10 protein-coding genes are annotated in these 15,965 nt (G+C 32.1%); 5 read left to right on the top strand and 5 right to left on the bottom strand.

The genetic code is table 11. From position 1 onward, the window contains the following. Positions 1 to 2: 2 nt before the first annotated feature. From spoVB to EHE19_RS04515, 3 genes are all read left to right on the top strand, one after another. Complete coding sequence (spoVB, locus tag EHE19_RS04525; protein WP_137698189.1) at positions 3 to 1,508, top strand: stage V sporulation protein B; 1,506 nt, start codon at positions 3 to 5, stop codon at positions 1,506 to 1,508. A 266-nt stretch (positions 1,509 to 1,774) separates the two neighbouring features. Beyond that, positions 1,775 to 2,392 (top strand): HAD family hydrolase, encoded by a 618-nt coding sequence (locus EHE19_RS04520; RefSeq protein WP_137698190.1) that lies wholly within the window; start codon positions 1,775 to 1,777, stop codon positions 2,390 to 2,392. 98 nt (positions 2,393 to 2,490) lie between these two features. After that, complete coding sequence (locus EHE19_RS04515; RefSeq protein ID WP_137698191.1) at positions 2,491 to 2,937, top strand: GNAT family N-acetyltransferase; 447 nt, start codon at positions 2,491 to 2,493, stop codon at positions 2,935 to 2,937. Positions 2,938 to 3,018: 81 nt separating this feature from the next. Here the strand turns inward: EHE19_RS04515 and EHE19_RS04510 are convergent, their stop codons facing one another. From EHE19_RS04510 to EHE19_RS04500, 3 genes are all read right to left on the bottom strand, one after another. Further along, entirely contained in the window at positions 3,019 to 4,146 is a 1,128-nt protein-coding gene (locus EHE19_RS04510) for a GGDEF domain-containing protein (RefSeq protein ID WP_137698192.1), read from the bottom strand. Positions 4,147 to 4,347: 201 nt separating this feature from the next. Next, the gene (locus EHE19_RS04505) at positions 4,348 to 5,412 is read right to left on the bottom strand and encodes an iron-containing alcohol dehydrogenase family protein (RefSeq protein WP_137698193.1); all 1,065 of its coding nucleotides are present in this window, start codon (positions 5,410 to 5,412) and stop codon (positions 4,348 to 4,350) included. 281 nt (positions 5,413 to 5,693) lie between these two features. Next, positions 5,694 to 6,347, bottom strand: a complete 654-nt coding sequence (locus tag EHE19_RS04500) for an MtnX-like HAD-IB family phosphatase (RefSeq protein WP_137698194.1) — start codon at positions 6,345 to 6,347, stop codon at positions 5,694 to 5,696. 471 nt (positions 6,348 to 6,818) lie between these two features. Here EHE19_RS04500 and EHE19_RS04495 point away from each other — a divergent pair, with 471 nt between their 5' ends. Both EHE19_RS04495 and EHE19_RS04490 read left to right on the top strand, forming a co-directional pair. Continuing rightward, positions 6,819 to 8,546, top strand: coding sequence for a DEAD/DEAH box helicase (locus tag EHE19_RS04495; RefSeq protein WP_137698195.1), 1,728 nt, complete (start codon positions 6,819 to 6,821; stop codon positions 8,544 to 8,546). Between the two features lie 146 nt (positions 8,547 to 8,692). Beyond that, complete coding sequence (locus EHE19_RS04490) at positions 8,693 to 9,883, top strand: DUF2225 domain-containing protein (RefSeq protein ID WP_137698196.1); 1,191 nt, start codon at positions 8,693 to 8,695, stop codon at positions 9,881 to 9,883. Positions 9,884 to 10,286: 403 nt separating this feature from the next. Here the strand turns inward: EHE19_RS04490 and EHE19_RS04485 are convergent, their stop codons facing one another. Together EHE19_RS04485 and EHE19_RS04480 are read right to left on the bottom strand one after the other, a co-directional pair. After that, positions 10,287 to 14,393: a DUF5018 domain-containing protein gene (locus EHE19_RS04485; RefSeq protein WP_190530479.1), complete on the bottom strand. Its 4,107-nt coding sequence runs from the start codon at positions 14,391 to 14,393 to the stop codon at positions 10,287 to 10,289. 198 nt (positions 14,394 to 14,591) lie between these two features. After that, positions 14,592 to 15,911 (bottom strand): cadherin-like beta sandwich domain-containing protein, encoded by a 1,320-nt coding sequence (locus EHE19_RS04480; RefSeq protein ID WP_137698087.1) that lies wholly within the window; start codon positions 15,909 to 15,911, stop codon positions 14,592 to 14,594. Between the last annotated feature and the right edge of the window lie 54 nt (positions 15,912 to 15,965).

Genomic DNA, 15,965 nt, shown 5'->3' with positions numbered 1-15,965 from the left:
AAATGAGTTCTGATAGTTTTTATAAAAATTCAGCTATATTGACATTATCAAATTTTATAACAGGCTTCATTGGCTTTGCATTTTCAATAGTGCTCTCAAAAAAGCTAGGAGCCGAAGGACTTGGTCTTTATGGCCTTATAATGCCGGTATATTCTCTTCTTATTTGTTTGACTGCAGATGGTCTGATAACAGCAGTTTCAAAAGTCTGTGCAGTATATAATAGTAAAAAGGATTATAGAAATCTGCATAGAACTGTAAAAACTATAGTTTGCTTTATGGGCTTGTGGAGTATTGCTGTAGCAGCACTTGTTTTTATCAATGCATCGAATATAAGTACCTTTTTCATAAAAGATATCAGAGCAGCAAATGCCATAAAAATAATATGTCCAGCATTGGTATTTATCCCTTTTTCCGCAATATTTAAAGGAATATTTTATGGCTTTGAGAAATTCACTATCCCAGCTAGTATTGATATTTTAGAAAAAGGTATAAGAATAACAATTCTCTTATCCACTATTTTTCTGCTATCACTTAATAATGTAAAAGGTACTGTAACCGCTGCCTATTTTGCATTAGCAGTGGGAGAAGCTATTAGCCTTTTGATGCTGCTAACTGCTTATAAATTATTCTTCAAAAAACTTGTACCTGTGAAGACAAAAGTTAAGAATCCATTACAGTTATTATTTGATATATTAGTAATATCAACTCCTCTATGCTTAAACGGATTTCTGTCTTCAATACTAAATACTGCATCAACATTGATATTGCCAAGGAGATTAATTAGCACTGGCATAAGTTATGACAATGCATTAGAACTTATTGGAAAGTTCCTTGGTATGTCACTCACAACTGTAAATCTGCCATTTATAATAGTTGGTTCCATGATGACTGTACTAATTCCGGATATGTCACTTAGTATTAGCAAAAAAGATTTATGGAGCACTGAAAGAAGAATATCTCAGGTATTAAAAATTTCTTTTCTTGTAGGATTAGGCACACTAATAATATCTTTGTGTATTCCGCAAAAACTAGGTATGCTTTTCTACTCAAGAAATGACCTAGGAGATATGATTAAAATAGCGGGTATTTGCAGTTTTATGAGTTATGCTTCTAGTGCATCTTTTGGAATATTAAATGCTCTTGGTAAACAGAATATAAACCTGCGGAATTCTCTCATAGTATCTGTAGAAGGTTTAGTTCTAGTGTTTATCCTAACAGGAATTCCGGAATTAAATATATATGGATATGGCGTATCTATTGTTTTGACCTCAATAACAGGTCTTATAATTAATCTATACGAAATTCGAAAATACTGTGAAATTCACTTATCAATAAAGAGTTCTTTAGTATTTGCTATAATTGGAATAATAGGATATGTGACTATAAAAATTGCTAGTACAATTATTCCTGATACCTTTATTGTATTTGACGTTTTTATTTCTACAATCCTATGTTTTGTCGCCATATTTTACCTGTCTAAAATTTATAATCAAATAAGCATTAACTAGTTCTATATGTTATAATACTTTTTAGTGTGTTTTGGGCTTTTGAAATTAATTTTAACTGTTATATTGATTTTTAGACAAACTGCTTATTGCTAATACTGGTATTAGAAACAATGCAAATCTAAAAAATATCTTGTGAGTAGCCATTTAGACAAGTTTGTACGGGAGTACCAGTAAACAAGTATTATAGTTTACTATTGCTTTTACTGGTATGCTAATACAACTTTGAGTTACAATATTCAGACTAGGATAAATGCACGGAGGACAAAATGTATAAATATGTTATTTTTGATGTAGACGGAACAATGATAGATACAGAAGAAGCTGTTATGTATGCATATCAGCAAGTAATATTTAATAAGTATGGAAGGTATTTTACTGAAGAAGAATTGCTTAAGGGTTATGGAGTTCCAACACCCCAAACTTTAGCTAATTATGGTTTTACAGATATAGAAGCTGCTATGAAGGATTATTACAAATACCTTATCGAGGGTTTCAAACGCTGTTCGGTCTTTGATGGAATTATTGAAGTTATTAGCCATCTAAAAGACAAAAACATTCCCATTGGCATTGTCACTTCAAGATGTAAATATGAAATTGACATTGATAGCAGCTTGCAGAGTTTAGTTGATAAGTTTGAATCTATTGTATGTTCAGATGATACTATTAATCACAAGCCAAATCCAGACCCACTTATAAGAGCAATGGAAAAAATGAATGCAATAGCATCTGAAACAATTTATATTGGCGATACTATCTTTGATTCCATGTGTGCCAACAGCGCTGGAGTAAAGTTTGCTTTAGCTCTTTGGGGAACTAACAATGCTAATAATATTAGTGCAGATTATTATTTGAAAAAACCAGCTGAATTACTTGAGTTATTATAGTGCTCAAAATTTTGCTTATAATGCTTTATCTAACTCAGATTATTTAAAAATCACATGATAAGATTAATAAAATATGTAAGTGTTTAGAAGGATTCTATATGATAAATATTAGAGATTTCGCAGAGCATGATAGACAAAACTTTATAAATATGTGTACAAGCTTTTATTCATCTGGTGCAGCACTAAACCCTATTTCACAAAGTGCTATGTCTAACACATTTAATGAAATAATGAATAAGAGCCCATATCTTAGAGGATTAATCATTGAATATGATTCCTTTGTTGCCGGTTATGTAAACTTATCATTTACTTACTCTAATGAGTGCAATGGATTTGTAGTTTTAATTGAGGAAATTTATGTTGAACCCAAATTTCAAAGAAAAGGCATTGGCTCATTTGCCTTAAAGTGGGTGCTAGAAGAGTATAAGTCCAAGGCTGTACGATATCGTCTTGAGGTATGTGACAGCAATGAACACGCAATAAAACTCTATAAAAAACTGGGCTTTAAAAATTTAGAGTACAAGCAAATGATATTTGATATATAAAAATTTGGAATATTTATTATGGTACAGTTTCATGTACCCAAATAAATATTCCAAATTCTAAGCCTCTATAAATTTATCAATTTACATGTTTTTGATACTCCATATTCTTTCTCTGTTTCCCTTTTTATTTTGATACATCTTCATGTCAAGGTCATGAATAAATTGCTCAATGCTAATATTCTTATCATTATACATTCCACTTGCATAGCTATATCTTAAATGATACGGTTTATCACTTTTATTATTGAAACTGTCAATCATTTTTGACATTTTTTTAATCATTTCATTAACCCCTATAAATGAAACATCCCTAATTAATACTAGAAACTCATCTCCTCCCATTCTAATGACAACACCGTGATCCGAATAGGCAATCTGTAATATCCTTACAAAGGATTTAAGAGCATAATCTCCCTCTGAATGTCCATAGCTGTCATTTATACTCTTGAAATAGTCTAAATCAATCATAACAGCCGCCAAATTACCATTAGGTTTTTTCTTATATGCATCTATGCATTTTTTTAAAACAACTCTATTTCTAGCACCAGTGAGAGAATCTCTATAAAGTTCTCTTTGTTGAATAATAACAAACATAAAAATTAGTATAATTGAATTACTACACCATATAAAGCTAGTGGCATTGACCATAAGCTGAATTAATATTAGTAAACTGGCAGTAATGGCAGTTGTAAGTATAGCGGCAAACTCAAATTGAATTATCATATTTTTATTCTTTAATATAATAAAGACACTATACGCTGTAAAAATAAAGCTAAGTAAAAGAGAAATTGAATATTCTGTTATTCTCAAATTAGGAATTGCTTTTAAACTGAAAAAATAAATAACAGCTGCTATTGCATTAAACGCAATTAGTATCCTTATAAGATATGTCGTACAATTTCTTATTTTAAATGGTTTAGGAAAATAATTACATATTAGTTTAAAGAACACAAACGACAAATAAGGTGCAATTGCAACTATAAGAACTTTATTAATAGAAGATAAAATTCTTAGTGGTACACTATAGCTTTCAGCAAGAAATGCAGTTATCAATTCAAGAATTATTAGTAATGTGTTTAATGTAAGTGATACTAAATATAATCTATTAATTTTTTGTTTTTTGTCAAATACATTATATGAATATATCATAAAAAGCAATAATACAACTGCTGATATAATATTCATCTTCTGATGAATTAAAACTTGCATAAACAATACTCCTCACATCAAAACACATTTTATCTATACCATTTTATAACATAGTTTGTAATATTTCAATTAAATAAAAAAATAAATATTTTTTTATTAACTATACCAATTTTATGTCTCATAAAATAAAAATTGAGCTATTTATAACACCAATTTCATAAAATAAGTTTTATAATAGCCCAATTTATTTAAAGTTTTTCACTATTTCAATATTCTTTTTAAAATCTCATTATTTCTCAAAAGTTCTTTAGCCTTTATTCTGTTTTCTTCAACATGTAAATAAGTATATCTATTAGGTTTTATCGTTGGTGCTAAATCAATTGCCTTTTCAAAATCATCAGCCCTCATTTGCAAACCTTCTACATAATTAAAAAATCCGGTATCACTTAAAAATTTCTCAATTCTTTCATATCTGTGCTGCTGAACTAAGCTCATCAGATAAGTTGCGATTCCAACTTGAATTCCATGTAACTGCGGTTTTTCAAGTATTTTATCCAATGCATGAGATATAAGATGTTCGCTTCCGCTTGCCGGAGCACTGTTATCTGCAATTTGCATAGCTATTCCGCTCATTGTTAAAGAATCTACCATTTCTTTTAGGAAAAATTCTTCTGTAACTTGTGTATATGGCATTCTTACAATACTATTTACAGATTTCTTTGCTAACATTGCTGCAAAGTCATTTACCCTTGCAGCCTTATTATTCTCTTCATAATACCAATCAAATACTGCTGTTATTTTTGAAACAATATCTCCTAGCCCTGAATAAATGAACTTCATAGGTGCATTTTGAATTACGGCGATATCAACAATTATTCCAAATGGCATTACTGCATGAACAGATGTCCTTCTCCCATTTATAATAAGCGAACAGCCTGAACTGGAAAATCCATCATTAGATGTGGATGTCGGTATGCTAATAAATGGAAGGTTTCTTAAAAACGCAATATATTTCGCTGCATCAAGTACCTTTCCACCACCAACGCCTATTATCGCCTCTGCATTCGAGGGAATTGAAAATGCAATTGGCATAAGATTTTCTATTCTTATGTCATCATAATCATAGGTTTCAAGAGTACTTAACTGAGATTTGGAATTTATTGAATGAAGTATCTTTTCTCCAAATAGTTCTCTGATTCCATCCCCAAAAAAAACAACTACCTTTTTTATCCCAGCTCTTAAAATATATGAGCCTACATTTTCCAGTATATTACTATCCACTTCCATTATTGTTGGAATTTCAATTCTATGAACTGATGTACTCATACTACCTCCCACGCCCACTTATTAATCTTTTATTGTTATAAATGAAATATAATGAAGCAAGAAAATATCCCCCTTTTCTATAAGTTAAGGATAACTCTTTAGTCTTCAGGCAGTTAGAATATCTCCCATTCCGCTGCATGCCGCTAATTCTAATGAAATTAATCTACAATTTAATCTACTTAATCTACATTCGAAAATTTCCATTTTAATCTGCTACAATATATCTCATTTTAGGTTATAAAGTTTTATTTAAGTATTTATTCAGCCTTTATTCAAAAAATTTATTTTAACCATCCCTGATTTAGCATATATTTTTCCACTTCCTTAAAATTGTTAAAGGGTACAAATGGTATATTCCTATCATTTAGCAGCTCTTTTAGGTCATTTCTTGCAAATGCACAGTCGCAAGCTTCTGCAGCACCTACATCGGGTTCACTGTCACCAGAAAAATATACCTTAATATATTTTTTCTTAAGTGTTTGTATTACCTTTGCTTTATCGATACCCCATATTTCTGAATAAAACTCACTTTTGGAATCAGGCAGTATATGAATTCCTCTGTCTCTATATACTCCCTTCATTGAAATTACGTTTACACTATTTAAATTATAATGTGCCAGCAGCTTTTCAATATAATAGGAAGTTCCTGCACTTAATATATAAAAATCTCCACCACAGTCTTCTACCCTTTTTATAAAATCAATTGCATAAGAATCCAGAGGAAGGTTAAGTATATCTTCAAAAATCTCGTCTTCACTTCTATCCATTGAGCTAAATATTTTATTTAGAAAGTCAACATTTATTTTTTTAGTTTTTCTCCACTCATTATAATAATCCCAAGCCCAATCCTTTAAATACTTATCCATTACAATATGATAAAAATCTCGGTCTGTAAGAGTACCATCAAAGTCCGATACAAATGCAAATTTTCTCATTATTTCCCACCTTTTATATATTTATTTAACGTATTTACTAACTTTCTCAAATATAAAATCTATCTGTGTCATACTTAATCACAGCTGAACCCATTCAAATATTCAACCCAACTTTCGAATAAAAAGTCGAACTATTCTTAAGTTTACAATAGCTGGTATTTACTAATTTTTCAGCTTTTCAGTCTTATTTATGCAACATTTCAATTCATAGTTCATTTTACTCAATTTATCCTAAATAACCCTTAATTAGTTTTATCATTTCATATTGTATCATACATATCATACTAATTTTATATAAGTACTAATATTTAAAAAAATAAATATAAATCTTTACAATATACTACAAAAACGTTCCTTATTTTCACTCTTAATATAGAATTAGTACTGTTAATTGTAAATAAAGATTGCAAAACTTGTTAATAATAATTATTATTATATAGTGTAAAAATTTAAAATAGTAAAGGAATAAAAATGGAAAATTTAAGTTTTAAGGATCTCAACCTTTCAAATGAACTGCAAAAAGCAATAGCAGATATGGGTTTTGAAGAAGCAACCCCAATTCAGTCTCAATCAATTACTCATATTCTAGATGGTAAGGATGTAATAGGGCAAGCTCAGACTGGAACTGGAAAAACTTGTGCCTTTGGAATACCTGCTGTTGAAATAATTAACCCTGATTCAGATTTAATTCAAGTATTAGTGCTTTGCCCTACAAGAGAACTAGCAATTCAATCTTCCGAAGAACTAAAGAACTTATTAAAATACAAAGACGGCATTAGAATTCTGCCTGTATATGGCGGTCAACCAATTGATAGACAAATTATGTCTCTGAAGAAACGTCCACAGATTATAATTGGAACGCCTGGTCGAGTAATGGATCACATGAGACGTAAAACATTAAAGCTGGAGAACTTAAAAATGGTGGTTTTGGATGAAGCCGATGAAATGTTAAATATGGGCTTCAGAGAAGATATAGATACTATTTTAGACAAGGTTCCAGTTGAAAGACAGACAATACTCTTTTCTGCAACTATGTCTAAAGAAATTCTTGATATTACAAAAAAATATCTGAAAAACCCTTTTCATATAAAAATAGCTCACAAGCAGCTAACTGTACCTCTTATTGAGCAATATTATCTTGAGGTAAAGGAATCTGCAAAGCTTGAGGTTTTATCAAGATTACTTGACACTAATGACATAAAATTATCATTAGTATTCTGCAATACTAAAAGAAAAGTTGACGAACTCAAAGCAAGTCTGCAATCAAGAGGCTTTTCTGCTGAAGCTTTGCATGGAGATATGAGACAAGAGCAAAGAGACAAAGTAATGAGTATGTTCAGAAAAGGTAATATAGATATACTTATAGCTACTGATGTTGCTGCGAGAGGTATTGACGTTGATGATGTTGAAGCTGTATTTAACTACGATTTACCTAGCGATGATGAATATTATGTTCATAGAATCGGAAGAACTGGAAGAGCTGGCAGAACTGGTAAAGCTTTCACCTTCGTATCAGGAAGGGAAATATATAAGCTTAAGGACATACAGAGATACACTAAGTCTACCATTAAATTTATGAAGCCACCTAGTATTAATGATGTGGAAGAAAAGAAAATGGCTAATATACTTAAATCTCTAAAAGAAAAAATAGCAAAGGAACAAATTGCAAAATATGTAGGTCAAATAGAGAAATTTGTTGAAGACATAAATGCAGATTCATCAGAGTCTGAAAGCGCAGAGCAAAACTTCGTTACATCGCTAGATATTGCTGCTGCATTGTTAGGTCTATATATAGAAGAAACTTGCACTCAAACCAATAAAGTCAGCGAGATAGATGATGTCACAGAGTTTACTTCTGACGGTGATATGGTAAGATTCTTTATAAATATTGGAAGTGAAAATAAAATTCAGCCCAAACATATAATAGAAAGCCTTGTTGCTTCTTCAGGTCTTCCTGGGAAAATGGTAGGCTCTATAGATATTCACGATAGATATTCATTTGTAGAAGTTCCGAAGGAGTTTGCGGCAGAAGTTCTGAAATCTATGAAAAATTATATAATTAAAGGCAAAAGAATAAATATTGAAAAATCTACTGCCAGAAAAAAGAGCTTAAATCCACATACCCCAAACCGGAATAGCTATAGTTCAAAAAGAAAGCAAAGTTATTCCAACAATAAACACTTTAAAAAGGATAACTAGAATTTTTTTACAAAAAGCCACATTTATTTTAAATATTTGTGGCTTTTTTTTGTTGTTTTCACTTTTCATTATATTTTTTGATATAATATTATTATGTTTAATAATCAAAAACGAAAATATATTATAGTGCTAATGGAGGACATACGATGGATCTCGAACTACTTAGGTCTTGTGGAACTATAAAAAAATACAATACTGATGCCGTTGTTACCCTTGAGGGTGAAAATACACACGAAATGTATTTTATATTATCAGGAAGAGTCGGCGTGTATTTAAATACATTTACTGACGATGCTGTTAAGCTTACTGAATTAGGCGTTGGAGAAGTTTTTGGTGAAATGAGTTTATTAGATGAACTTCCTAGAAGTGCAACTGTTATAGCATTAGAACCATTGAGCGTACTAGAAATTGACAGAAATCATTTTGAGATTTTTATCAGCCGTCAGCCCGAAATGGCATTTAAAATGATGAAGGCTTTAGCTTCGCGCCTCAGAATCGTAAATAATGCTTTATCAAAAATGGCACTTAATTCTGATTCATCAAGCTTAAAAGGTGTTGATTCATCTTCACCACAAGCCCAATCTGCTGGACAATCTGCTAAACCCGTTGTAGTCAAAGCATTTTTCCCTGAAGGACACAAAACATATAGTCTTGTTCCTGCTTTTGACAGTACTGATTATATATTTGAAAAAACAGTACCATGTCCTATTTGTGGCAACAAGTTTCTGACATATGGTCAAAAGGTATCAAAATTAAGATCTACAGGAATTGATAACGATTTGCGCCGCAGATACGAAAATTTTGATCCATTATGGTTTAATATCTGGACATGCACTAAATGTTATTACTCTAATTTTTATAATGAGTTTCCTAGTCTTTCACCATCTAAGTTTAAATTAGTTACTGCAAAGCTCACTTCCATTCTAAATGGTCAGACGCTTACATTAACTAAGGATATAGACATTAATCAGCTTTTTACTAAGTATTATCTTGCATTGTATTGCGCTGAAGTAGATAAATCACCAAATATCAAATTAGGTAAGATATGGATGAATATAATGTGGTTATATAGAGACTGCGGTGATACTGAAATGGAAAAAGTAGCCTCTGAATCAGCACTAAACTACTATCAGGAAGCGTATCTAAAATGTGATACCGAACTAAAGCCTGAAACAGAACAACAACTTTGCATTATTCTAGCTGAATTGTGCTTATTGAATAATAAGTCGGAAGATGCCTTCAAATATTTGATGTCAGCACGTAAGCAAAGAGGCGGTAACAGAACTTATGCTCAAATGGCAGAATTTAGAATTGATGAATTGAAAGAAAAAGCTTAATACTTAAATGCGGCTGTTTATATGTAATTTCGCATTTTAACTACACGTCATTTTTGCTATTTTATAAAAAAAGACTGAAGCTCTGTAATATCCATTGCTTCAGTCTTTTTATTATAGGCTTTTCATTATTTTGACATCTAAGTTCTCAAATTACTTTTAAATAAGATATGATTAATTATCCTAATTATCTATAATTTTATTTTTAATAACTCAACTCTCCTAGTTGATTTTAGTTGTTTAAACTTATCAATTAAATTTATCATTTAAACTTTTCATTAGAAAGTTGAGTTATTAATTCACTTTTGCAGTTAATTTGCAGCTTAATTTGTGAATTTCAACTAATTAATTTTAAGTTGTTTTTATCTATCCTTAACTTTACTACAAACCTCTAGCAGTAAACATCTTAAATCAATTCTGCCTTCGTTAAAAGCTTTATAATAACAGTTGCGCTTTCTGCTCTTGTAAAGCTGTCTTTTGGAGTAAGCCTTCCTTTATTGTCACCTGCAAATATACCATTTTTTACACATATTGTAGCTGTCTGCCTTGCATACACTGAAATCTGGTCAGAATCGTTAAATAGCTTAAGTTGATTACTAACATCAGTATCAGAAACTGTTACATTTATACCTGCTATCTCCATAGCTTTTGCAAGCATTGTCATCGCTTGCTCTCTGGTAATTAAATCTTGTGGTCCAAAATTACCATTTGAATATCCAGCAAGTATGCTATACTCATATGCGGTATAAATATAGTAATAATAAGCATCACCTTTTTTAACATCACCAAATTTGTCTGGGAAATTTGTTCCTTTTAGTCCAAGTGCTTTTACTATCATTGAAGCAAATTCCGCTCTTGTAATAGCTCTATCTGGAGCAAAATTACCATTCCCCACACCATCATCAATTAATCTTGAACCAACTTCATTTACATAATTCTTCGACCAATGTTTTTCTACATCCTTAAATGTTAAAGGATTCCAAATTACTGCATATGTACTATTAGTAAGACTGTTTATTTTTGCATGATACCTTCCATCAACAAACTGAACAGAAGTAGGAACATGCGAGAAAGTACCGTCTTCGTTAAGAACAACACCTGTCGTTATTTTTTTGCCATCAATTCCCTCTGGTAAAATAATTGTTCTCTCTACGTATTTGTTAAAATTAAATACATTAACAGTTTTACTGCCGTTTGTACAAGTTATTTCAAAGTCAATTGGACTTCCTACCAAATGTAAGTTATTTCTTCTAGCACTGTTTTCAGCCTTCGTTAGAGTTTCTTTTGATGACTTTGAAACAAATATATTTACTACAATATCTTTTAGCTGAACCTGACTGCCTATTTCTCTTGATACGCTATCTATATTAATGTCCTTTGCAGAAATGGTATAAATAGCATTTTCAGTTTTAATCTCAAGAGTTACATTTTTATTTTGCAGATTCTTTACAGTTTGAGCATTTAGCTGTCCTATTACAATATCTGAATTGTTATATACAGGAATTATAATAGTGCTGCCTTCGTTTTCTTTGCTTAGCTTGTTTGTAAGCTTTTCATCATCTAGCTTAACTGTTGTTTTCTTTTTGCCATTTTCATATTTAATGTCAGAAGTTGCGTAATTCACTTTATCATCGTTAATAAATATATCAATAGTTGGTGTTTGTGAAATTACTGTAGTTGAAGTTGATGACGAATTTTGTGTATTTCTTGCAAAGCTTGCTGTTACAGAAATATTTTTTGTAACATTAGTATCTGTTCTTGTTGCTGTCGTAACTCCATCACTCCACCCTACAAAATGATATCCGATGTTTGGTGTTGCTGTTACTGCTGTACCATTTCCTCCATGGTTTACTGTCTGTGTTGCTGCTCCAGTTATTGTTCCGCCTGTTCCTGCTATATAGGTTAGTGTATACTCATTTGCTGCCACTGTTACTGTGACAGTATACTTCTGTGTTGTACCATCTGCTGCTGTTACTGTGTATTCCACTGGATTTGTAAAGTCCTGTGGTAATCCTGTATTTGGTGATATACTCGCTCCTGTATGGGTTATAGTTGGAGCTAAATTTGTCACATTTGTTCCATATGGTACTGTTAAATTTATTGTTTTACTTGCTTCATTTACTATTCCTATTACATTTGGTGTTAATCCATTAAAGTTAAAAGCTGTTATTGCTTTTGCTGGATTTGCTGCCATTGTTACTGTGACAGTATACTTCTGTGTTGTACCATCTGCTGCTGTTACTGTGTATTCCACTGGATTTGTAAAGTCCTGTGGTAATCCTGTATTTGGTAATATACTCGCTCCTGTATGGGTTATAGTTGGAGCTAAATTTGTTACATTTGTTCCATATGGTACTGTTAAATTTATTGTTTTACTTGCTTCATTTACTATTCCTATTACATTTGGTGTTAATCCATTAAAGTTAAAGGATGTTATTGCTTTTGCTGGATTTGCTGCCATTGTTACTGTGACAGTATACTTCTGTGTTGTACCATCTGCTGCTGTTACTGTGTATTCCACTGGATTTGTAAAGTCCTGTGGTAATCCTGTATTTGGTGATATACTCGCTCCTGTATGGGTTATAGTTGGAGCTAAATTTGTTACATTTGTTCCATATGGTACTGTTAAATTTATTGTTTTACTTGCTTCATTTACTATTCCTATTACATTTGGTGTTAATCCATTAAAGTTAAAAGCTGTTATTGCTTTTGCTGGATTTGCTGCCACTGTTACTGTGACAGTATACTTCTGTGTTGTACCATCTGCTGCTGTTACTGTGTATTCCACTGGATTTGTAAAGTCCTGTGGTAATCCTGTATTTGGTGATATACTCGCTCCTGTATGGGTTATAGTTGGAGCTAGATTTGTTACATTTGTTCCATATGGTACTGTTAAATTTATTGTTTTACTTGCTTCATTTACTATTCCTATTACATTTGGTGTTAATCCATTAAAGTTAAAAGCTGTTATTGCTTTTGCTGGATTTGCTGCCACTGTTACTGTGACAGTATACTTCTGTGTTGTACCATCTGCTGCTGTTACTGTGTATTCCACTGGATTTGTAAAGTCCTGTGGTAATCCTGTATTTGGTGATATACTCGCTCCTGTATGGGTTATAGTTGGAGCTAGATTTGTTACATTTGTTCCATATGGTACTGTTAAATTTATTGTTTTACTTGCTTCATTTACTATTCCTATTACATTTGGCGTTAATCCATTAAAGTTAAAAGCTGTTATTGCTTTTGCTGGTGAAGGAAGTTCAGATATATAGTCTACAGTTAGTGTGGGATTACCCACTGAACTTGTTGAACTATTTCCAGCCAAATCATAAAGTCTAACACTTACAGTTCCACTTGATGAAACTGCTGCCTGCAACTCATCATTAGTACTTTTTCCTAAATCAAATGTTACCTGTGTATCTTCTGATGCTATTGAAGTATAAGATGCAATCAGTGTTCCACCTATGTAAAGTTCTGCTTTACCGCCGGTTGCTTCTCCAGCAGTAATTGTTGCGTTTACAATTAAATTTGTATTTGATTTATTTAGGCTATTTGCAATAACCGTTCCGCCTACAGGTGTTACTGTAACTGCAGTCGGTGCAGTTGGTGGTATTTTGTCAAAATTGACCGTGCTTCCTGCTGTTACTGATGTCACTTGCAATCCTGCATTGTTTGCTTTATCCTTAAAATCAAGTGTGAATGGTATCGTACCTGAAGTGTCTGATTCCCGCATTATATAAGTAGCTTTCCAAGTTCTTTCATCGCTATCATCTGCATCAGTTACGGTAGCGGCATTCCCCGCAATGGTAACTACTGGCATTTGAATTTTTTCATTCGCTATTATATTTAATGTAATTTTATCTCCTACCTTGGCTATTGTTGCAAGATTGGCATTATCTGAAGTCATTGTCAAAGTCAATATCTTTGGAGGAACTTCATCAATCGGATTAACATCATATGTAAACGATTCTAAAAAGCCCGAGATTTTATCAAAATTACCTCCACCAAGGTCAGCTCCACATATTCTTATTTCATCTACGTTTTTAAACTCACTGTCTTGATTACGTAAGTCAAAATACTCATCATAAGTACTGGAAGTATAAGTAATATTCACTTCTGGAGTCACTTGAACTCCATCTCTCCACCCAGTTACAAACATGCTGCGATTAGATGTTCCAGTAAAATTAAATCCTCCAAAATTGAATTCATCTCCGTTAATGCTTAAAATATGTAGTTCATCCACAATACCTGCTCCAGTGGATATTGAAAGAGCGGCTGGACCAGTCCATGTCTCTATGGCTCCGTCATTAGCAGCAACGCCATCTACTTTCGCAATAAATTTCCACGTATCGTATATATACACTCCCCCACTTAATGCAGGAGTTTCATTTACAAATCCCCATCCCTCAAAATCTTCAATAATATCTATAGCATAAATACTTGATGAGATTGATACTAGCATAATACCAATAAGTATTACGGAAATTATAAGCTTCTTAATCTTAAATTTCATTTAAATCCTCCTATTCTCTTGAAAGTCGATTATTTTGATTATATAAGTTAATTATACAGAAATTATTTATTAAATGAAATATTAAAATCTTCTAGTTTCACATTATAAAAATATCTAAGCATTTAAAAATAATATTTAATATGCTTAGATATTCATCCACAATAAATCAAAAGATTAAATTCTATTTGTATTTAAAGACTAAACTTTTTTTATAGTTAGTGTATAATTCTTAGTCCCTGTAACTCCTGTTTTTGAAACTACTAATGAAACTGTGCTGACCACATTCTGCAAAGGAATAGCAGATGAAGAAACACCACTTGCTACAGTTTGACTACTTCCGTTACTGGTTATTGTAATTGATACACCACTATCTTCACCAATTGGAGTAATAGTGACTTGGCTAGCCTTTTCATCAACGCTTGTTGTATAGCTAAGTGTTGTATGATTCATATTAACAACGTTACTATAAGAAAATCTATTACCAGTATACAGCAAATTAACCTTATCCAAATACAGGCTACTTTCCCTCTTCACGGCTATAGTATAAGTCTGTAAATCAGCACCGTTTGTAACAACAATACTTATGGTATTATCGCCTACATTTAGATTTACAGGTGAAGGCTGACCGCTAGTCGCAGCATTTCCGTTCACAGTTATTGTACAGCCTGGAATATTTGTAGTAGGTGTAACTGTAACAGTTGCAGTATCATATAATACATTTTGAGTAGTATAATTTAGATGTTCACTTGAGAAAGCCGGTTCAAGTGTTCCGCTGCTAATTGCCAAATTACTTAAAATAGCTCCCTGTTCTCTTTCTACCGAAATAGTATAATTCTTCGTTGTTACACCATCTAATGCTGTTACCTGCACATTTATTGTATTAACACCAACATTCAGGTAAACTGTACTCTGTCCTCCTGTCATTACTACACCATTCACCTTTATCATTGCAGTAGGATCTGCCGCTGTAGCAGAAACAACAACGCTTGAGGTCCCATATGGAACTTTTGGCGCAGTATAGGCCAATGTATTAGAATTAAATGTAGGTGAAAGCGCACCACTGCTGATGGCTAATGCAGACAGGTTCGCATTAGGGGCATGTCCATAAATTTCCAACTCAACAACAGAAGCATATTGAGGATTTACTCTTAACCCTTTAGTTACAGATAATCTTACATATCTAAAAGCACATAATACACTTCTTAAATCTGAGGATAATGAATTGTTTACTACAGAGTATATAGTTACCCAGTTTACATTATTATTACTTCCTTGTAGCGAATAATCACACATATTAAAGTTAGGGTTTTCCCAGCCTGCCGAACCCATGTGTTTTACAGCCGTTGCAGTTATAATATATGTAGCACCCAAATCAACAACCATATTAGCGGGTACGGTATTACACAACCATCTGCTTGTGGGCGATATTGTTCCGTTAACAGCTCTTGAAGGCTCATAAGGCAAAACATAGCCACTAGCAGTACTAGTTTTATTTAAAGCAATATTAGTATCTGCCATACTCTTTCCATCCTTTCTATATCAAAATACTTTCCGTATGATGATAATTTATCC

This window comes from Ruminiclostridium herbifermentans (assembly GCF_005473905.2).
Taxonomy (GTDB): domain Bacteria; phylum Bacillota; class Clostridia; order Acetivibrionales; family DSM-1351; genus Ruminiclostridium; species Ruminiclostridium herbifermentans.
The sequence above is the reverse complement of the archived record's forward strand: the minus strand, read 5'-3'. Positions and strand labels throughout refer to the sequence as shown.

What these genes read in the sequence shown, in the direction of transcription:
- spoVB (WP_137698189.1), top strand. Translation starts at nt 3, where the DNA reads ATGAGTTCTGATAGTTTTTATAAAAATTCAGCTATATTGACATTATCA.
- EHE19_RS04520 (WP_137698190.1), top strand. Translation starts at nt 1,775, where the DNA reads ATGTATAAATATGTTATTTTTGATGTAGACGGAACAATGATAGATACA.
- EHE19_RS04515 (WP_137698191.1), top strand. Translation starts at nt 2,491, where the DNA reads ATGATAAATATTAGAGATTTCGCAGAGCATGATAGACAAAACTTTATA.
- EHE19_RS04510 (WP_137698192.1), bottom strand. Translation starts at nt 4,146, where the DNA reads ATGCAAGTTTTAATTCATCAGAAGATGAATATTATATCAGCAGTTGTA.
- EHE19_RS04505 (WP_137698193.1), bottom strand. Translation starts at nt 5,412, where the DNA reads ATGAGTACATCAGTTCATAGAATTGAAATTCCAACAATAATGGAAGTG.
- EHE19_RS04500 (WP_137698194.1), bottom strand. Translation starts at nt 6,347, where the DNA reads ATGAGAAAATTTGCATTTGTATCGGACTTTGATGGTACTCTTACAGAC.
- EHE19_RS04495 (WP_137698195.1), top strand. Translation starts at nt 6,819, where the DNA reads ATGGAAAATTTAAGTTTTAAGGATCTCAACCTTTCAAATGAACTGCAA.
- EHE19_RS04490 (WP_137698196.1), top strand. Translation starts at nt 8,693, where the DNA reads ATGGATCTCGAACTACTTAGGTCTTGTGGAACTATAAAAAAATACAAT.
- EHE19_RS04485 (WP_190530479.1), bottom strand. Translation starts at nt 14,393, where the DNA reads ATGAAATTTAAGATTAAGAAGCTTATAATTTCCGTAATACTTATTGGT.
- EHE19_RS04480 (WP_137698087.1), bottom strand. Translation starts at nt 15,911, where the DNA reads ATGGCAGATACTAATATTGCTTTAAATAAAACTAGTACTGCTAGTGGC.